Here is a 24,207-nt window from a genome sequence, read left to right on the forward strand (position 1 = left end):
GGACTTGCCGTGCCTTCCAAAGACATCATCGACGTCGAACCCGTGAACCGCCAGGCGGCCGATTCGCTCAAGACCTGGGGCTGGGTCAGCTACATCCTCCACCTCATCGTGGCCGTGGGGGCGGTGGTGCCGGGCGCGCAGGTGTCGGTGGCGCTGCTGCTGGTGGCGCTGGCCATCGACCTGGTCAAGCGCGACGACGCGCTGGGCACCTGGCAGCAAAGCCACTTCAGCTGGCGCATCCGCTCGGTGCTGTGGGCCGCCATCTGGTACGCGCTGACCTTCTGGGGCTTCCTGCTGGGGCTGCTGCTGTTCAACCCGATCTGGGTGGTGGTGTCGGTGTGGTTCCTCTACCGCATCGTGCGCGGCATGGTGGCCATGGAGCGCGGCGTCGCCGTGGGCGCATGAGCGAGGCGCAACCGCTGCCGGCTGCTGCGGCCGCCGAGTCCGACGCCCCGAAGCGGCGCATCAACCTGGCCCTGCAAGGCGGTGGCGCCCATGGCGCCTTCACCTGGGGCGTGCTCGATGCACTGCTGGAAGACGGCCGCATCGAGTTCGAAGGCATCAGCGGCACCAGCGCTGGCGCCATGAACGCCGCCGTGATGGCGCATGGCTTCGCGCAGGCGTTTGCGCGCAACCAGCGCGGCCGGCTGGCCGCCCAATCCGCGCGCGATGCCCTGCGGGCGTTCTGGACCCAGGTCGGGGCCGTGGGCTCGATGGCCGCGGCCGGCATGGCCGTGCCGGGCGTGCAGCTGCTGATGAGCGCCATGGCGCGCGTGATGTCGCCCTACCAGGCCAACCCGCTGGACATCAACCCGCTGCGGTCGCTGCTCGAGCAGCAGGTCGACTTCGAGGCCATCGCGCGGCAGCGCACGCTCAAGCTCTTCATCGGCGCCACCAACGTGCGCACGGGCCGGGCCGAGATCTTCTCGGGCAAGCGCGTGACGGTCGATGCCCTCATGGCCTCGGCCTGCCTGCCGCAGCTGTTCAAGGCCGTGGAGATCGACGGCGAGGCCTACTGGGACGGCGGCTACACGGGCAACCCGCCGCTGTACCCGCTGACCTACGGCACGGTGTCGTCCGACGTCCTCATCGTCCAGATCAACCCCATCGTGCGCGAGGACGTGCCCGATCGCGTGGCGGACATCCAGGACCGTGTCAACCAGATCACCTTCAATGCGCCGCTGATCGCCGAGACGCGCGCCATCGCCTTCGTGCGCAAGCTCATGGAGCAGGGGCGGCTCGACACCGCGCTCTACCGCAGCCTGTTCCTGCACCGCATCGACGGCGGCGAGGCCTTGCTGGCCCTCAACCCCAGCAGCAAGCTCAACGCCACCAGCGGGCTGGTCGAACACCTGTTCGTCGAAGGCCGCCTGGCCGGCCAGACCTGGCTGCTGCAGCACTTCGACGACCTGGGCGTGCGCGACAGCCTGGTCATCCCCAAGGTGCACCTGTAGCGCCGGACCTGCCGGCCGCGCTGTCCGGCCGCACCTCGCCGGCCGCACCCGCCGGCCGCACCCGCCGGACACCGGCTCCGGGGGCCCGGCCCTAGACTCCGGGGGCTGCGGCGCCCGCGGCTTCGCCACGGTGGCTGTCGCCTAAGTCGAATGACTTATCCAACAATTGACCGGGACCGGCCGGGAATAGGTGGGCGCCCACTAAAATGCCCGCATTGCAAGGAGATTCTCATGGGTTCGTTTTCCATCTGGCACTGGCTGGTCGTGCTGCTCATCGTGGTGCTGGTGTTCGGCACCAAGAAGCTCAAGAACATCGGTTCTGACCTGGGCGGCGCCGTCAAGGGGTTCAAGGACGGCATGAAGGACGGCACCGCCACCGACACGCCCGCCGAAACCACGGCGACGCCGCAGGTGGCCAACCAGACGACCGCCGACAAAGCCACGATCGACGTGGAAGCCAAGACCAAGTCGTGACATTGCGCGATGGTGTCATGGGGTATGGTGCGGTTGTCGTTCAAGCATGAACGGCCGTGGCCTCATACCCCTTTGTTGTGTGCGTGTCGCAAGACGTGAGCGAGTGCTGGTGTGATTGATCTGGGCATTTCCAAGATGGCCTTGATCGGCGTGGTGGCGCTGATCGTCATTGGTCCCGAAAAACTGCCGCGCGTGGCCCGCACCGTGGGCGCATTGCTGGGCAAGGCGCAGCGCTACGTGGCCGACGTGAAGGCCGAGGTGAACCGCGCCATCGACCTGGAAGAGCTGCAGAAGATGAAGAGCTCGGTCGAGACCGCGGCGCGCGACGTCGAATCGTCGGTGCGCACGGGCTTGTCCGAGGTCGACGACCAGCTCAACGGCCGCGATGGCGCGGCGCTGTCGGACGACGACCGCGGGCTGGACACGGCCGGTGCCGAGTACGGCCTGGCCAGCGGCTGGGCCACCCCCAGCCCCAGCGCGCTCAAGCCCAAGAAGAACTGGCGCCTGAAGCGGGGCGCGACGCCGCAGTGGTACAAGTCCAAGGCCCGCGTGCGCACCCATGTGCAATCGGGCGCGGCCCGCGTGGCGCGCTTCCGGCCCAAATCGCATGGACGCTGACGGAACCCGGGTCACCCGGGCCGGGCTGAACCGGGCCGGCGTGCCTTCCCACCCCATGACCCCAGGCCATTTCCCCCTGTTCTTCACCCCCGGGCCTGCGGCTGCCGAATGCCGGCAGCCCATGCCCGCCGGGGTTCACGTTTTCCTGGGCTGAACCATGGCCGACAACACCTCCCAAGACGAACTCGCCGGCACCGAACAGCCGTTTGTCGAACACCTGATGGAGCTGCGCGATCGCCTGATCAAGGCGATCTTGGCCATTGGCGTGGTGGCCATCGTGCTGGCGCTGTACCCCGGCGCGGGCACGCTGTACGACTGGCTGGCCAAGCCCCTGGTGGCGCACCTGCCCGAGGGCGCGACCATGATCGCCACCTCGGTGATCTCGCCGTTCATGGTGCCGATCAAGATCCTGCTGATGGCGGCCTTCCTGGTCGCGCTGCCCGTGGTGCTCTACCAGGTCTGGGCCTTTGTGGCGCCCGGGCTGTACTCGCACGAAAAGCGCCTGGTGTTGCCGCTGGTGGTGTCCAGCACCATTTTGTTCCTGGGTGGGGTGGCGTTCTGCTACTTCATCGTGTTCGGCAAGGTGTTCGCGTTCATCCAGAGCTTCGCGCCCAAGTCCATCACCGCCGCGCCGGACATCGAGGCCTACCTGAGCTTCGTGCTGTCCATGTTCCTGGCCTTTGGCCTGGCGTTCGAGGTGCCCATCGCCGTCATCCTGCTGGTGCGCATGGGCGTGGTGACCATCGAGAAACTCAAGTCCTTCCGCGGCTATTTCGTGGTGGCGGCCTTCGTCATCGCGGCCGTGGTCACGCCGCCCGATGTGGTGTCGCAGCTGGCGCTGGCGATTCCCATGATCCTGCTGTACGAGGTCGGCATCCTCGCGGCGCGCCTGTTCCTGCCGCCCGAGACCGAGGCGGAGGCCAGCTCCGACTCCGGGGCCCTCGCGACGCAGGGCGACGAGGCGACGCAGGACGGCAAGGGCAACAGCGCGCCCTGATCGCCACCGCCCTTTGATGCGGAGTATGGCCCTGTTGCCGTTCAAGCTTGAACGGCAACAGGGCCATACTGCATTCAACGGCTGATGAAGCCGATGCGGCTGCTCACGCCGGTTGTGGCTGGCCGCGCCCGGGCCGGGTGCGGCGCAAGCCGGTCCACTGCAGCTCGGCCAGCACCACGACCACCACGGCCTGCAGCCCCAGCCAGGCCAGGCCCAGGCCGGTCAGCGGCAGGGCCTGGCTCAGCATCAGCGCGATGCAGCCCAGCGCCCAGGCGAAGTTGCCGACCACGACCAGGCCGGTCAGGCCGCGCGGCGTGGGGTCTTGTCGCGCCATCCAGGCCGCCAACAGGGCGTAGACGACGAGGAAGACGCCGGTGCCGGTCAGCAGCGGGGCGGGCAGTCCGGTCCAGCTGGCCAGGGTGGGGGTGATCGCCAGTTGCAGCGCGCCGGTGGCCAGGCACGAGGCGGCGTCCAGCCAGAGGATGCGGGACAGGAAGCGGGGGGCGGTGAAGAGGGACATGTGCGTTCTCCAAAGTGGGGGTGAGACAGGCATGCGACCGATTCAGGCGGCATGGGTCGCATGGTCGGCGCCGGGCGTCATCGCGTCCATGACCTCGGAGGTCATTGCCGCAGGCCAGGCTTGTGCGTAAGGTGCGGCGATGCGCCACACCACCGCCACCTCACTTGCCTCGTCCCCCACCGTGCCCAACGCGCGTTCGCCGTTTGGCGACCACCTGCGCCACTGGCGCCTGCACCGGCGCCTGAGCCAGCAGGACCTCGCGCTCGAGGCCAACGTCTCCACCCGCCACCTCAGCTGTGTCGAAACCGGGCGCGCCATGCCCAGCCGCGAGATGATCCTGCGCCTGGCCGACCGGCTGGCGGTGCCGCTGCGCGAGCGCAATGCGCTGCTGGTGGCGGCGGGCTTTTCGCCCACCTATGGCGCGCGGCCGCTGGACCACCCCGAGCTGGCCGCAGCGCGTCAGGCCGTCGAGCAGCTGCTGAAGGCGCATCAGCCGTACCCGGCCCTCGCGGTGGACCGCCACTGGAACCTGGTCATGGCCAACGACGCGGCCCAGGGCCTGATGGCCGGCGTGGCGCCGCACCTGCTGGCGCCGCCGCTCAACGTGTTGCGCCTGAGCCTGCACCCCGATGGCCTGGCCCCGCGCATCGTCAACCTGGCGCAGTGGCGGGCGCACGTGCTCGAGCGGCTGGCGCAGCAGATCAACGCCACGGCCGACGCGCAGCTGCTGTCCCTGCGCGACGAACTGGCCGCGCTGAGCGAGGCCGCGGCCAGCCATCCCGAGTCGGAGGAGGCGCCCAACGCCGGCATGGGCGCCGGCATCGTCGTGCCGCTGGTGTTGCGCACACCGGGCGGCACGCTGCGCTTCATCAGCACCACGACCATCTTCGGCACGCCGGTCGACGTCACGCTGCAGGACCTGGCGATCGAGTCCTTTTTCCCCGCCGATGCCGCGACGCAGGCCGCCTTGGCACGTGCATGACGGGTGGACGTGTGGCCGGATGGGAGTGGGTGGTACAGCCTGGTGCAGCGATGTATTGCCCCGGATGGCGACGTGCCACCGTGAGCGGCCCCAATCAGGCTTGGTGGGTCAGGCCTTGCGCCGCAGGCCGAGCGCCGACATGGTGGCCGCCAGCAGGCTCAATGCGAGCATGCCCAATCCAGGGACCGGTGCCACCGATCCGATGGAAGCGGCCACCACGGTGAACGTTTGCGTTTGTGAGGTGGTCGTGCCCGTGATGGTCGCCGTGACCGTATAGGTGCCCGGGACGAGCCTTGCGCCAGCGATGCTGTAGCTGTTGCCAGGCAGGAGGGGGGCCTGCAGGGTTTCGCTGTAGCCGAGGCCGGTGATGAGCAGGTCCACGGTGCTGGCCGTGCCCGGGTTCTGGACCGTGCCCGCATAGGTGGGGGCCGTGTTCGCTGGCAGGGTGCCCGGGTTTGTCAAGGTCAGGCTGGGCGCTGGGGCTACGGCCCCAGCAGGCACGTCGAAAGCAGCCGCGACCAGGGAAATGCAGTCGGTGAGGCTGTTGGTCAAGGCGTACGGCAAGGTGTTGGCTCCCGGGCTCAAGGCCGAGGTGATGTCGTAGCGCACGGAGTCCCACAGTGCACCCGACTGATCTTCACCTGTACCCAGTTGGACCGTGTTGCCACTGAAGGTGGCCGTCTGGCTCCAGCTGCCCACCGACAGGTCGCCGTCCGTGCCCGAACCAGGGTCCTGGCCATCGGTGACCACCAGGTGCATCCAGGCGGTGCCGGATGTGTAGTTGGGAATGGTGAAGGTACCTGCCCAGCCTGCTGGATCTTCAGGTGGACCAGGGAAATACTGATTGCCGTCGTTGCCGCTGAAGACGATCACATCGCGGTTGTTGCTCGGATTGCCGTCGTTGTAGAACACGAGCAGCTGCGCACCGTTGACGTCGGCATCGGGCTTGATGAAATTGCTCAGGGCATAGCTGCCATTGCCGGTCACCAGGCTGGTCACATCGGCCTTGTAGGTCTGACTGTTGCTGAACCCCATCCAGCAGTTCGAGTCGGCCAGCCCGCCCACATTGATGCCGGCGACGGCTTGACCCGCCAGCTGCACATCGGCATTGACCGTCAGGCTGGAGCTGCGGGTGGGGCCATGCCAGTACAGCACGGCCCGTTGTACCGGGCCGCTCACGCCCGTGACGACCAGGTTGCCGGTGCCCGAGCCACGCAACTGGCCGATGCCAAAGGTGGCGAAATCGGTGCTGGTGACCGTGAAATCGCTGGTCAGCGGGCCTGCTGTCGCGCTCAGCGGCCACGCTGCAGCGACCAGAAGCTTCGTCAGCTGTCTTGTGTTCATGGTTCCCTCCAGAAAACTCCACCGCTTGGCAACAGATGATTGGCACGCACAGGCATGCGTGCCACGAGCGACAGCTGAGTCTGCGCGTCAGGTCGTGCGCTGCTCGCGGTCGGCCTTGTTCTTGGCCTCGATGTTCTCGCGGGCCTTTTGCCAGTCGGCGTCGGTCCACTGGCTCATGAAGGCGAAGTTGCCGCCCGTGGCCTGGTACTGGCCGCCGTCGATGGCCATGGTCTGGCCGGTCATGTACTCGGCCTGCGGGCTCATCAGGTACACGGCCAGGTTGGCCAGCTCGGGCATCTTGCCGGTGCGGCCCATGGGGTTGCCGCCACGCGTGGTGTGCTCGCCACCTTGCGGGTTCAGGCGGGCGCTCATGCCTTCAGTGGGGAACAGGCCGGGTGCGATGGCGTTGAAGCGGATGCCCTTGGGGCCCCATTCGACGGCCAGCGACTGGGTCAGTGTGTTCATGGCCGACTTGGCCATGGCCGAGGGCACGACGAAGGGGCCGCCGTTCCAGATCCAGGTCACCAGGATGGACAGCACCGAGGCCTTCTGGCCCGCTTCGATCCAGCGCTTGCCGCACTCCAGCGTCAGGTTGAAGCCGCCGCGCATGACGATTTGCGACACGGCATCGAAACCGCGCATCGAGAGGTCTTCGGTGCGGCTGACGAAGTTGCCGGCGGCGTTGTTGACCAGGCCGGTCAGGGCGCCCGAATCGGTCCAGATCTTCTCGACCATCTCGCCCACCATGCCGCTGTCGCGCACGTCGCAGGCATGGCCAACGACCTTGCCGCCGTGCAGGTCCATCAGCTCGCGCGCGGTCTCCTCGACCACGCCGCCGCGGCGGCCACAGATGTGGACTTCGGCGCCCAGCAGTTGGAAGGCTTCGGTCATCACACGGCCCAGGCCGGTGCCGCCGCCGGTCACGAGGATGCGCTGGCCATTCAACAGGCCGGGTTTGTACATCAGGTCGTCCAGGGTCATGGCTGCTTCTCCATCTAGGTGTTCAATGCAGTATTGGACGGTTCCCGTTGAATAGAAAACGGGAATGGCCGGATACTGTGCAAGTCAAGCGCTGGTTGGCCCGGGCGGGCATGGCTTCTGGCTTGGGCCGGGCGATGCTAGCGGAGCGCCGCCCCGGCCGCTGACGCGCGCGGGATACCGGGGGCGGGCTGGGCGCAGCCCGATCTGGCGACGGTGGGGCTTGCGCGAACGGTCGGCCCGCAGCGGTTTGGACAAACCAGGCCATGGGCAGGCCCGGTTGGCTTGTGCTCAGCCTTGCGAGCCGGTGTAGGCCGGCTCGCGCTTTTCGAGGAAGGCGCGCACCCCTTCGTCGAAATCGGGCGTTTGCGTGCACAGCACCTGGTTGCGGTCTTCCAGCGCAATCGCGGCGTCCAGGCTGGGGGCGTCGACGGTGAAGTTCAGCGCGTCCTTGGTCAGGCGCAGAGCCAGCGGCGTGGCGCGCAGCATGTCGGCGCACAGGGCTTTGGCCTCGGTCTCGAGCGCGGGCAGCTCGTCGATCTGGCTCACCAGGCCCAGTTGCTGGGCGCGTTGCGCGCTCATGAAGCGGCCCGTGAGCATGTACTCGGCGGCGACCGAGCTGCCCACCATGCGCGGCAGGAAGTAGCTCACGCCCACGTCGCAGGCCGACAGGCCGATGCGGATGAAGGCGGCGTTGAAGCGCGCGTCGGGCGTGGCCAGCCGGATGTCCGAGGCCAGCGCCAGCGCAAAGCCCCCGCCGCTGGCCGAGCCCTGCACGATGGACACGATGGGCTGTGGGCAGCGCCGCATGGCGATCATGATGTCGCGCACGTTCTTCTGGCTTTGCAGCACCGTTTCGACCGAGCGCTTGGGCGTCTTGCCGCGCGCCTTCAGGTCGAGCCCGGCGCAGAACGCACGGCCCGCGCCGCGCAAGACCACGACCCGGGCCGAGGACTGCGCCGTGAGCGATTGGAAGTACTCGCGCAGCGCCGTCATCAGCTCGTCGTCCAGCGCGTTCAGGCGTTCGGGGCGGTTCAGCGTGAGCCAGGCGACGCCTTGGGATTCTTCGATGTGCAGGACGGACATGGGTGCGGAGGCCGCGCACGGCCTGGGGTTGGTGGATGAACAGGCCATGCTAGCCACGCGCTCCATGCTGGGCTGCCGCACACGGGACGGCCGCGTGGTTTCGACCTGGCCGGTCCGGTGCTGTGGGCGACCCGTCATCGGCGGCGCACCAACGGTGGGCCCACGGCGACCCGCACACGGCTTCAGGCCAGCGTGTAGCTGGTCTTGACCGTGGTGTAGAACGCCTGCGCGTGAGGGCCTTGTTCACGGGGCCCGTGGCTGGACCCCTTGCGGCCGCCAAACGGCACGTGGTAGTCGCCCCCCGGCCGTGGGCAGGTTGACCACGATGCAGAGTGGATGTGTGCCGCTGCTCATCCACCCCGGAGGGCAGCGCGGCACTGGGGAACCGCGCAGAGGCGACGCCGGCCTCGATGGCGAGCCAGCGCGAACCGCGCCGCCCGCGCGGCATGCGATCGGCCTGCAGGCCCGCAAACGCAACATGGGCTGGCGGGCGTCCGTTGCCGAACGCCTGCCAGCCCATGCTGCGGGTTGCCGGTAGCCCCCGTGGCCGGGGGGCGTTGCCTCAGCGAGGAGCCATGCGGATGGCGCCGTCCAGACGGACGGATTCACCGTTGAAGTACTTGATGCGGATCATGGTCTCGGCCAGGTCGGCGTACTCGTCGGCTTCGCCCAGGCGCTTGGGGAAGGGCACTTGGGCAGCCAGGGCGGCCTTGACGTGCTCGGGGGCGCGGTTCAGCAGCGGCGTGTTGAACAGGCCGGGCAGGATGGTGTTGATGCGGATCGACTCGCCCATGAAGTCACGGGCGATGGGCAGCGTCATGCCCACGATGCCGGCCTTCGAGGCCGAGTAGGCCACTTGGCCCATTTGGCCGTCTTGGGCGGCAACGGAGGCGGTGCAAATCACCACGCCACGGTCGCCGTCTTCCAGCACGGGGATGGAGGCCATGCCGGCAGCCGACTTGGCGATGCAGCGGAAGGTGCCGACCAGGTTGATCTGCACGATGCGGTCGAAGCGGTCCGACGGATAGGCCTTGATTTCGCCCGTTTCCTTGTCGCGCGACACGGTCTTCAGGGCACCGCCCGAACCGGCGCAGTTCACCAGGATGCGTTCCTGGCCGTGGGCTGCACGGGCCTTGGCGAAGGCGGCGTCCACACCGGCTTCGTCGGTCACGTCCACCTTGCAGAACACGCCGCCGATTTCCTTGGCCATGGCTTCGCCGGTTTCTTCGTTGAAGTCGAAGATCGCGACCTTCACGCCGTGCTTGGCCAGGCGGCGGGCAGTGGCGCCACCCAGGCCGGATGCGCCACCGGTGATGACGGCGGAAATGGACGAGTCGAGTTTCATGAACAAATCTCCAAAGGGGGAACAGGCCGCTGCGTCATGCACACAGCCGGACAAATGTGTCCCCCCGATTATCAGATGACTGGATGGGCGCTGCTGTCACCAACGCTCGACCGCCATGGCGCCAGCGGCTGACGCGCTGGGGCCGAGCCGGGCGCCCGTTTGTCGGCGCGTCCAGTGAAGGGGTGACGGGCCCGCACACCCGGTCGCGCCTAGGGCCTCACCTTTCGCCTGCAAGGTGTTTGAACGAGCCTGCTGACGTCGCGCCCCACAGGCGTTGCGCGCCGGCGACGGCCACCACTGGCGGGATGGTCGCCTCGCGGTGGAAGGGTCGACCCTCGAACGCCTGCTGCAAGGCCGGCACCGACGTGTGGCGCTCCGTAGCGCGCTCGTGGGGTGTAAGGGTGGCTCCGCAAGGCTGGCGTCTGATGGCCGCTGGCCGCACGCGAGCAGCACCTGAACGTGCCCGACGCAGTTGGCCGGGCCGGCTGCGTGGCGTGCGGCACAGCTCTCGGTGGCAGTTTGGTTGGCAGTATTCGGTCATTTCCGTTCATTCAAGATCGGAATATGGGGCATACCCCAAGATGAATTGTTGTGACGTGCGCGCTCTGCCCAGGATGGTGAACGCACCCCGTCGTGCGCCACGGCCCTCGCGGCTCGGTCAGTCGAGACACGGCCGAGCGCGGCAGGTCTGGTGCGGCCCGGTTAGCCGTCCAGGTCTGGCCAGCGGGGCCAGGGCAGGGCGTCCAGCCGGGGCTGCAGCCAGGCGCGCAGGGCGCGCACGGCCGGGGTGAGCTGCTGCCGGCCGGGCACCACCAGGGCCAGGGGGCTGGCTTCGCCCACCCAGCCGGGTTGCAGGTGCAGCAGGCGGCCGGCGGCCAGGTCATCGGCCACGTCCAGCCAGGACTTGTAGGCCAGGCCCAGGCCGCGCAGGGCCCAGCGCTTGACGACTTCGCCGTCGTTGGCCGAATGGCGGCCCGTGACCTCGATGGTCTGCCACTGGCCCGCCAGGTTGAACCGCCACTGCGTCTGCACCTCGCCACCCAGCATGAAGCGCAGGGCCTCGTGCGTGCGGACCGCATCGGGCGTCTGCGGGATGCCGTGCCGGGCCACGTAGGCGGGCGACGCCACGAGCACGCGCCGGTTGTTCGGCGCCAGCGGCAGGGCCACCTGCGTGCCGGCCGTGGGCGTGCCATAGCGGATGGCCGCGTCGAGCGGCGCGCGCACCAGGTCGGCGTTGTGGTCGGCCAGGTGCAGCCGCAGGCGCAGCGCGGGGTGCTGCTCGGCGAAGGCGTCCAGCCACGGCAGCAGCAGGTTGCGCCCCAGGTCAGAGGGCAAGGCCAGCTGCAGCTCCCCGCTCAGGTCCTGTGCCTGGGCGCGGGCGGCTTCGTCGGCGGCGTGCAGCGCGGCCAGGGCCTGGCGCAGATGCGGCAGCAGGCGCTCGCCCTGCGGGCTCAGCCGCAGGCTGCGCGTGCTGCGCACCAGCAGGGGCACCTGCCACTGCGCCTCCAGGCGCTTCACCGCGGCACTGGCGGCGGCAGGTGACCCGTCGAGCGCGCGGGCCGCGGCCGTGAGGCTGCCCAGGTCGACGGCGCGCAACAGCAGCTGGAGGTCGGCGATGCGGGTCATCGAGGTGTTGGATGGGGGTTTCAGTCAGGACCGCTTTATGCCAGAGCGGGAACGCTGCACGCGGCATCTCTTGAATGTAGCGGCTGGCAGCACGCGTCCGTCCTGCCTGTTCAGGGGGATGCCGATGAGCACCGCATCGCCACAAGGGGGCGGGCGCTCACGGCCGCGCTTCGTGTCCTGGCCGGCGACGTGACATGCAGCTTGGCATGCCTTGGCCGCCCAGCTGAATGCGGTGCTGCGGCCGTGCAACGGCTGCTGGCCGATGGCTACGCGGTGGCCTTCACCTAGGTCTCCAGCCCAACAGGCGAGGTGCTTGTTGGCTGGATGAGGTGTTTGCGCAGTCACAGGCGTCGCAACCGGATCGGCTCAGAGCGTGCCCCCACCGTCGATGGTGAGGCTGGCTCCCGTCATGTAGCGCGATGCGTCGCTCGCCAGGTAAGAGATGAGCCCCGCCACCTCCTGCGCGGTACCGACGCGCTTGAGCGGGCTCAAGTCCGCGAGCATGTCGAGGTGGTCGCTGTTCATGTCGGTGTCGATGGGCCCGGGTTGCACGTTGTTCACGGTGATGCGGCGTGGCGCGAGGTCCAGCGCGATGCCCTTCACCATGCCGGCCACCGCTGACTTGGTCGTCTGATAGACGCTGGACCCCGCGAAGCCGGTGCGGATGGCGACGTTGCTGCCGATGGTGATGACGCGCGCTCCGTCGACCAGGTACGGCACGGTCGCCTGGATGGACAGGTAGACGCCACGCACGTTGACATTGAGCATCTGGTCCAGGACGTCCAGCTCGACGGTGTCGATGGTGCCCAGGCGAAGGATGCCGGCGTTGACCACGACGACGCTCAGCAGGCCAAAGCGCTCGGTGGTCGTGGTGACCGCGTGTCGAATCGCGGCGGGGTCTGCGCTGTCGGCCTGGATGGCGAGGGCCTGCAGCCCTTCTTGCTCCGCGGCGTTCACGATGGCCTGGGCCTTGTCGGGGCTGGAGACATAGGTGAAGGCCACCGCGTAGCCATCGGCCAGCAGCCGTTGCACGGCCGCGGCGCCAATGCCGCGCGAGCCGCCGAACACGAGTGCGGTCTTGCGGCTGTCTTGCTCTTGATGCATGCTTTTTCCTTTTTGGATCAATTGATCAATAATTGAGTAAAAAAAATGCCCTGCCAAGCCGTGGGACGGTGAACGTCAAGTGGCCTTGAGGCGGTCTGCGGTGAAATCAGCGATGGCGTGCATGGTCTGAAGGTTCGCTCCGGCGCGGGCCGAGAGCTGCAGTCCGGCCATCGCGGTCTGGATGAAGGCGGCGGTCTCCTGGGCATTCAGCGAGGCGTCCAATTCGCCCAGCTCCTGCCCCTCGTGCACACGTGCTTCGATCCGGCGTTCAAGCACTGTACGTATCACCTCGCGTTGCGCCATCAGCTCCGGGTCGCTGGTTCCAAACTCGCCCACCGACCCGACGCCGAAGCACCCCAGTGCCCGGGTGCAATCGTCCGTAGCGGCCAGGCCCCGCAGCAGTTGGCGGATGCCCTGCAGCGGCGACTCGGGTGTGTTCAGGCGTTTGAGGTGTCCGCTCAGAGACTGTTCCTGATACGCCTGCAGCACCGCGAGGTAGAGCTGACGCTTGTCCCCGAAGGTGTTGTACAGCGTCTGCCGGCCGATGCCCATCTCCTTGAGTAGCAGGTCCGTGGATGACGCAGCGAAGCCGTGTTGCCAGAACACCCGTGTGGCACGTTGCAGAACGGTCGCTTTGTCGAACTTGCGTGGTCTGACCATGGTGCGGATGGTATTCGATATGGACTGATTAGTCAATTACTGAGCGCGGGCGCCAGCTGTTGAAGATGGAGGCGGGTCATTGTCTTGATTTTTTTGAAAATGATTCAGCCCGAACCCACTGTTATGCCAGAGCGCCGGCCTGCACACTGCACACCTCGTTGATTGATTTGAAAGTGAAGCCATGAAAGCCGTTGCCATGCAGGCTGCCTTGCCCAGCCACGATCCGCGGTCACTGCAGGACGTGACCTTGCCCGACCCGGTGCCGGGCGCCCGCGACCTGCTGGTCGAGGTGCGGGCCGTGTCCGTCAACCCCGTGGACACCAAGGTGCGCGCCAGCGCCCAGGTGCCGCCCGGCGAGTGGAAGGTGCTGGGCTGGGACGCCGTGGGCGTGGTGCGCGCCGTGGGGCATGCGGTGAGCCTGTTCAAGCCCGGCGACCGCGTGTGGTACGCCGGCGCCATCGACCGCCCGGGCACCAACGCCCAGTTGCACCTCGTGGACGAGCGCATCGCCGCGCTGGCCCCGCAGTCGCTGGACGATGCCCACGCGGCGGCGCTGCCGCTCACGGCCATCACGGCCTGGGAGCTGCTGTTCGACCGCCTGGGCGCACGGCCTGGCGCCCAGGCCGTGCCGGGCGAGGCGCTGCTGGTGGTGGGGGTCGCCGGGGGCGTGGGCTCGGTGCTGGTGCAGCTGGCGCGTCAGCTGACCGACCTGACCGTGATCGGCACCGCGTCGCGCGCTGAAACCGCGCAGTGGGTGCAGCAGCTGGGCGCGCACCACGTGCTGGACCACAGCCAGCCACTGGACGCGGCCCTGCGCGCGGCCGGCTTGCCGGCGCCCTCGCGCATCGCCAGCCTGACGCATTCGGCGCAGCATTTCGGCCCGCTGGCGCAGCTCATCGCGCCCCAGGGCCGGCTGGGCCTGATCGACGACCCCGAGCCGGGCAGCCTGAACGTGAACCTGCTCAAGACCAAGGCGGCCTCGCTGCACTGGGAGTTCATGTTCACCCGCTCGCTGTTCCAGACGCCGGACATGCTGGCCCAGCACACCTTGCTGACCGAAGTGGCGCGGCTGGTGGATGCCGGCCGGCTGCACAGCACGCTGAGCGAGCACGCAGGCTCCATCAACGCGGCCAACCTGCGCCGCGCCCACGCCGGCCTGGAAAGCGGCCGCACACGGGGCAAGGTGGTGTTGGAAGGGTTTGATGATTGATTGGTGGAGTATGGGGTGATTGCCATTTTCAATGAAACGGCAATGCACCCATACTCCGGTTTGTCAATGCGCGCCGGCGGCAGCCTCGGCGCCGCCGCCGGCATGGGGCGCGGGCCGGTCGCAGAACCACACGGCCACGATGAGCACCAGGAACAGGCAGGCCGAGCCGAAGAAGATGTCGTCGGCGGCGCGCGTCCAGGCCTGCTGGTTGACCAGGCGGTCAAGCTGGGCCAGCGCCTGGCTGTGGCTCAGGCCCTTGGCCTGCAGCATGTGCAGCGTGTTCACCAGCGTGGTGTTGCCCTGGTGCAGGCTCTCGGTGAGGTGGGCGTGGTGCAGCGTGGCGCGCGACTCCCACAGCGTGGTCGAGATCGAGGTGCCCACGGCCCCGGCCGTGATGCGCACGAAGTTGCTCAGCCCCGCCGCTGCCGGCAGCATGTGTGGTGGCTGGCCGGCCAGCGTCAGCGTGGTCAGCGGCACGAAGAACATGGACACGCCCACGCCCTGCAGCACGGTGGGGATCAGGATGTGGAAGAAATCGGTGTCGGTGGTGAACTGTGCGCGCAGCCACAGCACCAGCGCGAACACGGCGAACGCGAACGAGGCCATGGCGCGCGGGTCCCAGGTGCCCACCTTCTTGCCCACCAGCGGCGTCAGCAGGATGGCGAACAGCCCGACCGGCGCCAGCGCCATGCCGGCTGCGATGGCGGTGTAGCCCATCCACTGCTGCAGCCACAGCGGCAGCAGCACCACGTTGCCAAAGAACAGGCCATAGGCCAGCGCCATGGTGAGGCTGCCGACCAAAAAGTTGCGCTGGGCGAACAGGCGCAGGTGCACCACGGGGTGGCGCTCGGTCAGCTCCCAGATCAGGAAGGCGACGAAGGCCACCACGGCGACGATGGTCATCCAGACGATTTCCATCGACGCGTACCAGTCCTGCTCCTTGCCCAGGTCCAGCACCAGCTGCATGCAGCCCACCCAGACCACCAGCAGCACCAGGCCCACGCCGTCGATGGGCAGCTTGCGGCGCTCGGTGTCGCGCTCCTTGTAGAGCACCCAGGTCATGAACGCGGCCAGCGCCCCCACGGGCACGTTGATGTAGAAGATCCACGGCCAGCTGATGTTGTCGGTGATCCAGCCGCCCAGCAGTGGCCCGACCACCGGCGCCACCAGCGTGGTCATGCCCCACAGGGCCAGCGCGATGCCGGACTTTTCGGGCGGGTAGCTTTGCAGCAGCAGGGTTTGCGACAGCGGGATCATGGGCCCCGCGAAGGCGCCCTGCAGCACGCGGCAGGCCACCAGCATCTCGAACGACAGCGCGAAGCCGCACAGCCAGCTCGCCAGCGAGAACATCAGCACCGCCAGCACGAACAGCCGCACGGCGCCGAAGCGCTGCGTGAGCCAGCCGGTCAGCGGCACCGAGATGGCGTTGGCCACGCCGAAGCTGGTGATCACCCAGGTGCCCTGGGTGGTGGACACGCCCATGTCGCCCGCGATGGCCGAGAGCGACACGTTGGCGATGGTCGAGTCCAGCACGTTCATGAACGTGGCCAGCGACAGGGCCAGCGTGCCCAGCACCAGCGCCGGGCCGACCATGGGCGGGTAGGTCACCGACGGCGGCGGTGCAGGGGGGCCACCGCCGGCGTCGTCGGCCACCCCGCCGGACAGGGTGGCGCTGCTCATGGGGCGCCGCGCAGGTTGGCGCGGATGATGGCCTGCACGTGCTCATCGGCGGCCTGGTCCATGGCGTCGTAGACCGCCGTGCTGGCCACCGGCCGGTGGCCAGGTGCGGTGCCCGACGGCAGGGGGGCCGATCCGGCATGGACCGGGGCGGCTGCGCTTGCAGCGTCGCTGGCGGTGGGTGCCGGCGTGGCGGTCACCGCAGCCTGCGCGTCGCTGCCGGTGTCGCGCGTGTCCACCGTGGCCGTCATCGACAGGCCGATGCGCAGCGGATGCGCCTGCAGGTCACGCGGGTCGAGCGAGATGCGCACCGGCACGCGCTGCACGATCTTGATCCAGTTGCCGGTGGCGTTCTGGGCCGGCAGCAGCGAAAACGCCGAGCCCGTGCCGGCGCCCAGGCCGGTCACCTTGCCGTGGTAGACCACGTCCTTGCCATAGACGTCGGAGAACAGCGTCACGGCCTGGCCGATGCGGATCTCGCCGAGCTGGCTTTCCTTGAAGTTGGCGTCCACCCACAGGTCGTTCAGCGACACCACGCTCATCAGCGCCGAGCCCGGCTCGATGCGCTGGCCCACCTGCACGTTGCGCTGTGACACCTGGCCGTCGATGGGGGCTGGCAGCTCGGCGCGCAGCAGGGCCAGGTAGGCCGCGTGCAGGCTGGCCGCAGCGCGCTGCACATCGGGGTGGCTGGCCACGTCCGTGCCGTCGATGTTGACGCGGCTGGCGGCCAGCTGGTCGCGCGCCGTCTGCACCGCCGCGCGTGCCGCTTCCAGCGCGCTGCGCGAGCTGGCCACGCCGGCGGTCGAGTGGTCGAACTCTTCGCGGCCCACCGCGCCCAGCTTGACCAGCGTTTCGCGGCGCTTGACGTCGGCCTCGGCCTTGCTCAGGTCGGACTGCATGCGCGCCAGGTCGGCCTGGCGCGCGGCGATCTGGCTTTGCAGCGTGGTGGTGTTGGCGAACAGGCCGCGCACGTTGCGCACGGCCTGGGCCAGCTGCGCCTCGGCCTGCATCAGGTTCACCTTGGCGTCGGTGGCGTCCAGCTTGAGCAGCGGCTGCCCCAGCGTCACGGTGTCGTTGTTGTCGGCGTAGATGCCGATCACCGTGCCGCTGACCTGCGAGGTGATCTGCACCACGTTGCCCCCCACGTAGGCGTTGTCCGTGCTTTCGACGTGCCGGCCGTGCAGCCAGCTGTACACGCCCCAGGCCGCGCCGGCCAGGACCACGGCCGTGCCCAGCATCACAAGGCCACGTTTGCGGGCGCGTGGCGCCTCGGGGGACAAGGTTGAATCGCTCATGTTCGATCAGGAAGAAGGTGGGGGCGGGCTGGCGTCGGTGATGCGGCGTGACGTCAGCCAGTATCGGGCGATTGCCGTTTTTTGGATATCGGCTTCAGGGGGATACTGCTTGAATTTGTCGCCTCGTCAAGCGCCTGCGTGTCTGGGGCCAGACACGGCGGCGTGATGGGCGCCAGCCGCTGTGCGTTGGCCTGCATGCGGTGCAGAAAGCCCATGAGCTGCAGCCACTCGGCTTCGCTGAAGCCCGTCAAGTGGGCGTTCAGGGCCTGGGTCAGCACGGGCTTGAGCTGCTGCGCCACCTGCTGCCCCTGCGGCGTGATGTGCAGCTCGACCAGGCGCCGGTCGGTGCAGCTGCGCTGGCGCTCGACCCAGCCGCGCGCCACCAGCTTGTCGGTGGACCGCGTCATGGTGGCGGCGTCCACGCCCAGGTCGCGGGCCAGGGCCACCACGGTGCAGCGCTGACCCATGGCCAGCCGCATCAGCGGCATCCACTGCACGCTGGGCAGGTCCCAGGGCGCCAGCGCCTCGCCGATCAGCCGGGTCGCGCCCGACATCAGCTGGCGCATCACGTAGGCCCAGCTGTCCTGGGGCCCGTACTGGCCCGAGCGGTAGAACTCGGGCGGCGCGTCGGGGCAGGTGGGTGTGGGCATGGAGCGCGCATTGTGCGCGCGAGGTCATTGCAAATGCAATGGTTGCAATGCGAAGTTTGTCGCACCCATGACCGGGTTGGGACCGCTTGCCCGGCTCAGAACAGCTCGCCCTGGCCTTCGGGTCCGGCCGGCGCCGGGCGCAGCGGCCAGGCGTCGATCGCCTCGTAGCGCGGGATCGCGGGCCGCACCCTGACCAGCCACACGGTGGCCACGCGCCAGTGCACCTCGCCCATCTCGGGGTGCTGGCGCGGCAGGCGCACCAGCGGCCCGGGCGCGCGGTAGCTCACCGTCACGTGCGGCCGGTTGCCATGAGGAACGGCCACGCCCCGCGCCCGCAGCGCCTCGTGCAACCGCTGCTGCAGCACGGCAAAGCCCGGCGCCGCACCCCGCACCTGAAACGCCCAGTGGATGGCCGACGCTGGCGAGGACGACACGGCATCGCGCAGGCGGTTGAAGCTCAGGGTGAAAGCAGGCGTCTGCTCGGCGGCTGCGGCACCGGCCTGCCGCAGCACGGTGCGCAGGGCGGGTGGGCCTTCGCACTTGGGCGACAGCGACTGATGCCAGTTCGCCGGGTCAAACGCGTGCGGCGCCGCGAGGCGCTGGCCACGAACGGCCAAGGCCTGGCGCAGAGCCTCGACCAGGGCCAGGCGTTCGGCCGGCGACGGCATGGCCATGAACAGGTAGCAGTCCGCCATGGGCGCAGTGTTGGGGCTGCCTCGGCTGGCGTCAACGCGTGTGACGCCGATGTTGCGCGGCTGATCCAATGGCAAGGTGAGGCCTTCACGGCTCAACGCACGCTCTTGAGACACCCGGCTGGCCAGGCTTCTCAGTGCCGGGGCCGCGCAGCTGGGTTCAGGCGCGTCCGGACAGGCCTGGTCTGCAGACCGAGCCACGGCGGCCAGACGGGTGACAGTGCGCAGGGAACAGGTCACCCATCCACCGCCCGCCGTCAGGCGATGGTCAGCCCCGGGTCGAACTTGATCAGCTGCGTGCAGAAAAACGCCTTCACGTTGCGCACGTTGGCATGCTGGGTGAACAGGTGCTGGGCCAGCGCCTGGTAGCCGGGCAGGTCACGCGCCTGCACCACCAGCACCAGGTCGGGCCCGGGCGACACCTGCCAGCACTGCTGCACCTGCGGGTCGGCCGCGGCCAGCTCGGCAAAGGCCTGCACATGTTCCTGGCCTTGTTGATCCAGCGTGATTTCGACCACGGCCTGCACGCCATGGCCTTGCGCCTGCGCCAGCCGCTCGGGGTTCAGCAGCGCCACCTCGCGGGCGATCAGGCCCAGCTCGCGCAGGCGCTTCACGCGGCGCAGGCAGGTGGCGGGCGAGGCATGCACGGCTTGGGCCAGCTCGTGGTTGCTGCGGCCGGCATCGGCCTGCAGGGCCCGCAGCAGCTTGCGGTCCAGCTCGTCGATGGTGATATTGGTCATTTGATGATGATATTTGCAGAAAAATTTCTCACCAATCAGGAGGTGAAATAAATCTCCAAAATGGTCCAAACAATGAACGCCTTCGTCAAACGCTTGTCTCTACCATGCGCACACGTTTACTCAGAGAGGGCCTGCCATGTGCGGCATCGTTGGCGCCATCGCGTCACAGAACATCGTTCCCGTGTTGCTGCAGGGCCTGCAGCGGCTGGAGTACCGCGGCTATGACTCGTGCGGCGTGGCCGTGCAGGGCGCGCACGGCCTGCGGCGTGCGCGCAGCACGGCCCGGGTGGCCGAGTTGCTCACCCAGGTGCAGGACGAGCAGCTCAGCGGCAGCACCGGCATTGCCCACACGCGCTGGGCCACGCACGGCGCGCCGGCCGTGGGCAACGCCCACCCGCATTTCAGCTTTGGGCCCAGCCAGCTCGGCCAGGAAAGGCCCGGGGCAGCTCCGCAACCCGCCCCGCAAGACGGCGGCACCGTGGCCGTGGTGCACAACGGCATCATCGAGAACCACGACGCGCTGCGCGCCGAGCTGCAGGCCAAGGGCTATCCCTTTGCCAGCCAGACCGACACCGAGGTCGTGGTGCACCTGGTCCACAGCCTGTACGACGGTGACATTTTTGAAGCCGTGCGCGCCGCCACCGCACGCCTGAAGGGCAGCTACGCGCTGGCCGTGCTGCACAAGGACGAGCCGCACCGCCTGGTGGGGGCGCGCCAGGGTTCGCCGCTGGTGGTGGGCATCGGCCGCGACGGCAGCGCGCACTACCTGGCCAGCGACGCCATGGCGCTGGCCGGCGTGACCGAGCAGTTCATCTACCTGGACGAGGGCGACCTGGTCGACCTGCAGCTGGGCCGCTACTGGGTGACCGGCAGCGACGGCCGGCCCGTGCAGCGCCCGGTGAAAACGGTGCGCGCCATGAGCGTGGCGGCCGACCTGGGCCCCTACCGGCACTACATGCAAAAAGAAATCTTCGAGCAGCCGCGCGCCATTGCCGACACGCTCGAAGGCGTGGCCGCCATCGTGCCCGAGCTGTTCGATGGCCACGACGACCAAGGCAACACCACAGTATCGGCCTGGCGCGTTTTTGATCAGATCGACAACGTGCTGATACTGGCCTGTGGCACCAGTTACTACAGCGGCTGCACCGCCAAGTACTGGCTCGAGTCCATCGCCAAGATCCCGACCCAGGTCGAAATCGCCAGCGAATACCGCTACCGCGACTCGGTGCCCAACCCCAACACCCTGGTGGTCACCATCAGCCAGAGCGGCGAAACCGCCGACACCCTGGCCGCGTTGCGCCACGCCCAGGGCCTGGGCATGCGCCACACCCTCACCATCTGCAACGTGGCCACCAGCGCCATGGTGCGCGAATGCCAGCTGGCCTACGTCACGCGCGCGGGGGTCGAGATCGGCGTCGCCTCGACCAAGGCCTTCACCACCCAGCTGGCCGGGCTCTACCTGCTGGCCATGGTGTTGGGGCAGATGCGCGGCCACGTCAGCGCCGACGAGGCCAATGTCCAGCTCAATGCCATGCGCCACCTGCCTGCTGCGCTGCAGGCCGTGCTGGCGCTGGAGCCGCAGATCATCACCTGGGCCGAGCAGTTCGCCAGCAAGGAAAACGCTCTGTTCCTGGGCCGCGGCCGGCACTACCCCGTCGCGCAAGAGGGCGCGCTCAAGCTCAAGGAGATCACCTACATCCACGCTGAGGCCTACGCCGCCGGCGAGCTCAAGCACGGTCCGCTGGCCCTGGTCACCAGCGCCATGCCCGTGGTCACCGTCGCGCCCAACGACGAGCTGCTGGAAAAGCTCAAAAGCAACATGCAGGAAGTGCGCGCCCGTGGCGGCGAGCTGTACGTGCTGGCCGACGCCGGCACCCAGATCGAGTCCGAGCCCGGCGTGCACGTCATCCGCATGCCCGAGCACTACGGCAAACTTTCACCCATCCTGCACGTCGTGCCGCTGCAGCTGCTGGCCTACCACACCGCCGTGGCCCGGGGCACCGACGTGGACAAGCCGCGCAATTTGGCGAAGTCGGTGACGGTGGAGTGAGGGGCTGGAATTCGAATAATAGGTGTTGGCCCTTGCGGCACTTCAAATGGCTGGCCGTACCGGAGGCTGTCGCTAAGCCCTCGAACCGAGAATGACTCAGAGCAGTCACTCAAGCAGGATGGCTCTCAAAAACTCATCCCATACCCCCCATCCAGCGTCAGCGTGACGCCGTTCACGTACGACGCGGCGTCGGAGACGAGGAAGAGCGCGGGCCCGACGATTTCGTGGGGCTGGCCCCAGCGGCGCAAGGGGTTGCGCTGCAGGCGGGCTTGGTTTTCGGGTTTGTCCAGCAGCTGGGCGTTGAAGGCGGTGGCAAAGGATCCGGGTGCAATGGCGTTGCAGCGGACGCCTTTGGGGCCATACTCCACCGCGATGGCGCGGGTCATGGTTTCGACGCCCTGTTTCGAGATGGGGTAGGCGAAGTCGGCGTCGCGCATCAGCTGGCCTTGCAGCGAAGTGATGTTCAGGATGCTGGCGGCGCAGCCCGCCGGCAGCCGGGCCAGGTAGGCCTGGCACAGGTGCACGGTGGCGATGAGGTTGGTGTCGATCACGCGCTGCACGTCGGCCATGCTCAGGGCCTGCAGGCCGCGCCGGTCGCGCACGCCGGCGTTGTTGCACAGCACGTGGATGGGGCCGTGGGCGGCCTGCAGCTCGTCCAGCGCCTGGGCCACGCGGGCGTGGTCGTTCAGGTCGAACGCCACGCCGTGCGCGTGCAGGCCCTCGTCGGCCAGCTGCTGCACGGCCTGGGCGACATCGGCCGGCTGGCGGCCATGCACGATGAGGGTGGCGCCGGCCTGCGCAAAGCCGCGCGCAATCTCCAGGCCCAGGCCGCGCACGGCGCCGGTGACGAGCGCGGTCTTGCCGGCCAATGAAAACAGGGCGGTGCCCACGGGTGGCGCCTGCGTCATGTCTTGTAGCTCGCGTCGCGCCGGTCGAGGTAACGCAGCATGGCGGGCCATTCCATCAGGCCGAAGGGGCGGCGCACGTGGGGCTGGTACAGGTTGAAGGTCTTGTCGACGATGGCCTGGCTGGGGTAGTTGATCTCGGCGCCGCAGGCCATGACATCGACCTGGGCGCGGCAGGCCATTTCCAGCCAGTACATGGCGTTGAAGGCTTCGGCGATGCTGGGGCCGGCGACCAGCAGGCCGTGGTTGCGCAGGATCATGCTGTTTGACGCGCCCAGGTCGGCCACTAGGCGCTGCTGCTCGTCCATGTCGATGGCCACGCTTTCGTAGTCGTGGTAGGTGATGTCGGCAAAGCGCATGGCGGTTTGGGTGATGGGCAGCAGGCCTTGCTTCATGCAGGACACGGCCATGCCGCAGCGCGTGTGGGTGTGGATGACGCAGCCCACGTCGTGCCGGTGGGCGTGCACGGCGCTGTGGATGACGTAGCCGGCGCGGTTGGGCGCAAGGTCGGTGCAGCCGGGGTCCAGCACCTCGCCCTGCAGGTTGATCTTGATGAGGCTGGAGGCGGTGATCTCCTCGTACATCCAGCCGTAGGGGTTGATGAGGATTTCATCCTCGGACCCCGGGGCGCCGGGAATGCGCGCCGTGATGTGGTTGTAGATGAGGTCGCTCATGCCGAACAAGGGCATCAGGCGGTAGGCGGCAGCCAGGTCCACGCGGGTCTGCCATTCGATGTCGCTGTAACGGTGCTGGCTCATTGCGCAATCCCCACTTGCTTGACCACGTCGCCCCACATGCGGTGGTTGTCGGCGACGAATTGCTTGAAGGCCTGGGGCGAGGGGCTGGTGACGACCTCGGTGCCCAGGGCGATGAGGCGCTTTTGCACCTCGGGCTTGTTCACGCTGGCCACGATGTCGGCATGCAGCTTGTTGACCACGGCTGCCGGCGTGCCGGCCGGTGCGATGTAGCCCAGCCAGGCGCCGACGTTGAAGTCGGGCACGCCCTGTTCCTGCAGCGTGGGCACATCGGGGGCCAGCTGCGCCCGCTTGCTGGTGCTGACGGCGATGGCGCCCAGTTTGCCGTCCTTGACGTGCGGCATGGTCGACACCACGGTGTCGAAGGTCATGTCCACGTTGCCGCCGATCACGTCGGCCTGCGACTGCGCGCTGCCCTGGTAGGGGATGTGGCGGAACTTCAGCCCGGTCTTGCCCTGCAGGATCTCGACCAGCAGGTGGCTGGTGGTGCCCACGCCGATGGTGCTGTAGGTCAGGGCGTCGGGCTTGCTGGCGGCGAACTTGCGCAGGTCGTCAAAGTTCTTGAAGCCGTGCTTGGGGTTGGCCACCAGCAGGTAGGGCAGCCAGGTGGTCTGGGTGACGAACTCGAAATCCTTGAGGGGGTCGTAGTTCAGCTGCTTGTTCACGTGCGGGTTGATGTTCAGCGGCGCCGTGGCCGACAGCGCCAAGGTGTAGCCGTCGGGCTTGGCGCGCTTGAGCTGAGCCACGGCCATGCTGCCGCCCACGCCGGGCTTGTTGTCGATGACCACGGGCTGGCCCCACTTCTTGCTCAGGTCTTCGCCAATGATGCGGGCCACCGCGTCGGTCGACGTGCCGGGCGGAAAGCCGATCAGCACGGTCACGGGGCGGCTGGGGTAGTCCGCGGCCAGCGCGGTGGTCATGGTGGCGATGCCGATCGCCGTCGCAAGCAGGTTGCGCATCGTGTCTCCTGGGATAAGGCTTGTGGGGTTTGTTTTCAACGATATTATTGATAATCTCATTGGCCATAGACATCGGGTTATCCCGA

24 protein-coding genes and 1 pseudogene are annotated in these 24,207 nt (G+C 68.2%); 8 read left to right on the forward strand and 17 right to left on the reverse strand.

All coding sequences use genetic code 11. From position 1 onward, the window contains the following. Window positions 1–9 precede the first annotated feature (9 nt). The 5 genes from CCO03_RS05170 to tatC all read left to right on the forward strand — a co-directional run bounded on the left by CCO03_RS05170 (window position 10) and on the right by tatC (window position 3,543). Window positions 10–405 carry a DUF4870 family protein gene (locus tag CCO03_RS05170; RefSeq protein WP_087278123.1) on the forward strand — a complete coding sequence of 132 codons (396 nt, stop codon included), beginning with the start codon at window positions 10–12 and terminating at the stop codon, window positions 403–405. Continuing rightward, a complete protein-coding gene (locus tag CCO03_RS05175) occupies window positions 402–1,454 on the forward strand; it encodes a patatin-like phospholipase family protein (RefSeq protein ID WP_087278126.1) in 1,053 nt (350 codons plus the stop codon). Before CCO03_RS05170 ends, CCO03_RS05175 begins: the two co-directional genes overlap by 4 nt. Window positions 1,455–1,685: 231 nt before the next feature. Then, complete coding sequence (gene tatA / locus CCO03_RS05180) at window positions 1,686–1,928, forward strand: Sec-independent protein translocase subunit TatA (RefSeq protein WP_087278129.1); 243 nt, start codon at window positions 1,686–1,688, stop codon at window positions 1,926–1,928. 111 nt (window positions 1,929–2,039) lie between these two features. Continuing rightward, window positions 2,040–2,546 carry a Sec-independent protein translocase protein TatB gene (gene tatB / locus CCO03_RS05185; protein WP_087278131.1) on the forward strand — a complete coding sequence of 169 codons (507 nt, stop codon included), beginning with the start codon at window positions 2,040–2,042 and terminating at the stop codon, window positions 2,544–2,546. Window positions 2,547–2,703: 157 nt separating this feature from the next. After that, on the forward strand, window positions 2,704–3,543 hold the full coding sequence (gene tatC, locus CCO03_RS05190) for a twin-arginine translocase subunit TatC (protein ID WP_087278134.1): 840 nt from the start codon (window positions 2,704–2,706) through the stop codon (window positions 3,541–3,543). A 103-nt stretch (window positions 3,544–3,646) separates the two neighbouring features. Here the strand turns inward: tatC and CCO03_RS05195 are convergent, their stop codons facing one another. Continuing rightward, a complete protein-coding gene (locus CCO03_RS05195; RefSeq protein ID WP_087278137.1) occupies window positions 3,647–4,063 on the reverse strand; it encodes a hypothetical protein in 417 nt (138 codons plus the stop codon). Between the two features lie 139 nt (window positions 4,064–4,202). Here CCO03_RS05195 and CCO03_RS05200 point away from each other — a divergent pair, with 139 nt between their 5' ends. After that, window positions 4,203–5,045, forward strand: a complete 843-nt coding sequence (locus CCO03_RS05200) for a helix-turn-helix domain-containing protein (protein ID WP_087278140.1) — start codon at window positions 4,203–4,205, stop codon at window positions 5,043–5,045. A gap of 108 nt (window positions 5,046–5,153) precedes the next feature. Here the strand turns inward: CCO03_RS05200 and CCO03_RS05205 are convergent, their stop codons facing one another. From CCO03_RS05205 to CCO03_RS05235, 8 genes and pseudogenes are all read right to left on the reverse strand, one after another. Continuing rightward, window positions 5,154–6,389, reverse strand: a complete 1,236-nt coding sequence (locus tag CCO03_RS05205; RefSeq protein ID WP_087278142.1) for a hypothetical protein — start codon at window positions 6,387–6,389, stop codon at window positions 5,154–5,156. Between the two features lie 87 nt (window positions 6,390–6,476). Further along, the gene (locus CCO03_RS05210) at window positions 6,477–7,370 is read right to left on the reverse strand and encodes an SDR family oxidoreductase (protein ID WP_087278145.1); all 894 of its coding nucleotides are present in this window, start codon (window positions 7,368–7,370) and stop codon (window positions 6,477–6,479) included. Window positions 7,371–7,658: 288 nt separating this feature from the next. Further along, window positions 7,659–8,453 (reverse strand): enoyl-CoA hydratase/isomerase family protein, encoded by a 795-nt coding sequence (locus CCO03_RS05215; protein ID WP_087278148.1) that lies wholly within the window; start codon window positions 8,451–8,453, stop codon window positions 7,659–7,661. Window positions 8,454–8,635: 182 nt separating this feature from the next. After that, a pseudogene (locus CCO03_RS20285) lies at window positions 8,636–8,780 on the reverse strand (aldehyde dehydrogenase family protein); the annotation flags it as partial. A gap of 235 nt (window positions 8,781–9,015) precedes the next feature. Then, a complete protein-coding gene (locus CCO03_RS05220; RefSeq protein ID WP_087284214.1) occupies window positions 9,016–9,798 on the reverse strand; it encodes an SDR family NAD(P)-dependent oxidoreductase in 783 nt (260 codons plus the stop codon). 702 nt (window positions 9,799–10,500) lie between these two features. Further along, window positions 10,501–11,424 carry a LysR family transcriptional regulator gene (locus tag CCO03_RS05225; RefSeq protein WP_087278150.1) on the reverse strand — a complete coding sequence of 308 codons (924 nt, stop codon included), beginning with the start codon at window positions 11,422–11,424 and terminating at the stop codon, window positions 10,501–10,503. Window positions 11,425–11,790: 366 nt separating this feature from the next. Then, window positions 11,791–12,528 carry an SDR family oxidoreductase gene (locus CCO03_RS05230; protein WP_087278153.1) on the reverse strand — a complete coding sequence of 246 codons (738 nt, stop codon included), beginning with the start codon at window positions 12,526–12,528 and terminating at the stop codon, window positions 11,791–11,793. A 75-nt stretch (window positions 12,529–12,603) separates the two neighbouring features. Beyond that, window positions 12,604–13,188 carry a TetR/AcrR family transcriptional regulator gene (locus tag CCO03_RS05235; RefSeq protein WP_087278157.1) on the reverse strand — a complete coding sequence of 195 codons (585 nt, stop codon included), beginning with the start codon at window positions 13,186–13,188 and terminating at the stop codon, window positions 12,604–12,606. 181 nt (window positions 13,189–13,369) lie between these two features. On the opposite strand from CCO03_RS05235, the gene CCO03_RS05240 reads away from it, so the two are divergent. Beyond that, window positions 13,370–14,398 (forward strand): zinc-binding alcohol dehydrogenase family protein, encoded by a 1,029-nt coding sequence (locus CCO03_RS05240; RefSeq protein ID WP_087278160.1) that lies wholly within the window; start codon window positions 13,370–13,372, stop codon window positions 14,396–14,398. Between the two features lie 63 nt (window positions 14,399–14,461). Here CCO03_RS05240 and CCO03_RS05245 read toward each other — a convergent pair whose 3' ends face one another. The 5 genes from CCO03_RS05245 to CCO03_RS05265 all read right to left on the reverse strand — a co-directional run bounded on the left by CCO03_RS05245 (window position 14,462) and on the right by CCO03_RS05265 (window position 19,452). After that, window positions 14,462–16,078 carry a DHA2 family efflux MFS transporter permease subunit gene (locus tag CCO03_RS05245; RefSeq protein ID WP_087278163.1) on the reverse strand — a complete coding sequence of 539 codons (1,617 nt, stop codon included), beginning with the start codon at window positions 16,076–16,078 and terminating at the stop codon, window positions 14,462–14,464. After that, entirely contained in the window at window positions 16,075–17,370 is a 1,296-nt protein-coding gene (locus CCO03_RS05250) for an HlyD/EmrA/EmrK family protein (RefSeq protein WP_087278167.1), read from the reverse strand. Before CCO03_RS05250 ends, CCO03_RS05245 begins: the two co-directional genes overlap by 4 nt. Before the next feature lie 53 nt (window positions 17,371–17,423). Then, window positions 17,424–18,020 (reverse strand): MarR family winged helix-turn-helix transcriptional regulator, encoded by a 597-nt coding sequence (locus tag CCO03_RS05255; RefSeq protein ID WP_087278169.1) that lies wholly within the window; start codon window positions 18,018–18,020, stop codon window positions 17,424–17,426. A gap of 95 nt (window positions 18,021–18,115) precedes the next feature. Then, window positions 18,116–18,715, reverse strand: a complete 600-nt coding sequence (locus CCO03_RS05260) for a 2'-5' RNA ligase family protein (RefSeq protein WP_157667511.1) — start codon at window positions 18,713–18,715, stop codon at window positions 18,116–18,118. A gap of 254 nt (window positions 18,716–18,969) precedes the next feature. Continuing rightward, window positions 18,970–19,452, reverse strand: coding sequence for an Lrp/AsnC family transcriptional regulator (locus CCO03_RS05265; RefSeq protein ID WP_087278175.1), 483 nt, complete (start codon window positions 19,450–19,452; stop codon window positions 18,970–18,972). Between the two features lie 136 nt (window positions 19,453–19,588). Between CCO03_RS05265 and glmS the strand changes: the two genes are divergently transcribed. Further along, window positions 19,589–21,502, forward strand: a complete 1,914-nt coding sequence (gene glmS, locus CCO03_RS05270) for a glutamine--fructose-6-phosphate transaminase (isomerizing) (protein ID WP_087278179.1) — start codon at window positions 19,589–19,591, stop codon at window positions 21,500–21,502. Window positions 21,503–21,627: 125 nt separating this feature from the next. On the opposite strand, the gene CCO03_RS05275 is transcribed toward glmS, so the two are convergent. Genes CCO03_RS05275 through CCO03_RS05285 form a run of 3 tightly spaced genes read right to left on the reverse strand, consistent with a single transcriptional unit; the run spans window position 21,628 to window position 24,121 of the window. Next, window positions 21,628–22,410 (reverse strand): SDR family oxidoreductase, encoded by a 783-nt coding sequence (locus CCO03_RS05275; protein WP_157667512.1) that lies wholly within the window; start codon window positions 22,408–22,410, stop codon window positions 21,628–21,630. Further along, window positions 22,407–23,165, reverse strand: coding sequence for a class II aldolase/adducin family protein (locus CCO03_RS05280; protein WP_087278186.1), 759 nt, complete (start codon window positions 23,163–23,165; stop codon window positions 22,407–22,409). Before CCO03_RS05280 ends, CCO03_RS05275 begins: the two co-directional genes overlap by 4 nt. Then, window positions 23,162–24,121: a Bug family tripartite tricarboxylate transporter substrate binding protein gene (locus tag CCO03_RS05285; protein ID WP_236904036.1), complete on the reverse strand. Its 960-nt coding sequence runs from the start codon at window positions 24,119–24,121 to the stop codon at window positions 23,162–23,164. Before CCO03_RS05285 ends, CCO03_RS05280 begins: the two co-directional genes overlap by 4 nt. Window positions 24,122–24,207: the final 86 nt, after the last annotated feature.

Origin of the sequence: Comamonas serinivorans, from assembly GCF_002158865.1 — a bacterium.
Taxonomy (GTDB): domain Bacteria; phylum Pseudomonadota; class Gammaproteobacteria; order Burkholderiales; family Burkholderiaceae_C; genus Comamonas_E; species Comamonas_E serinivorans.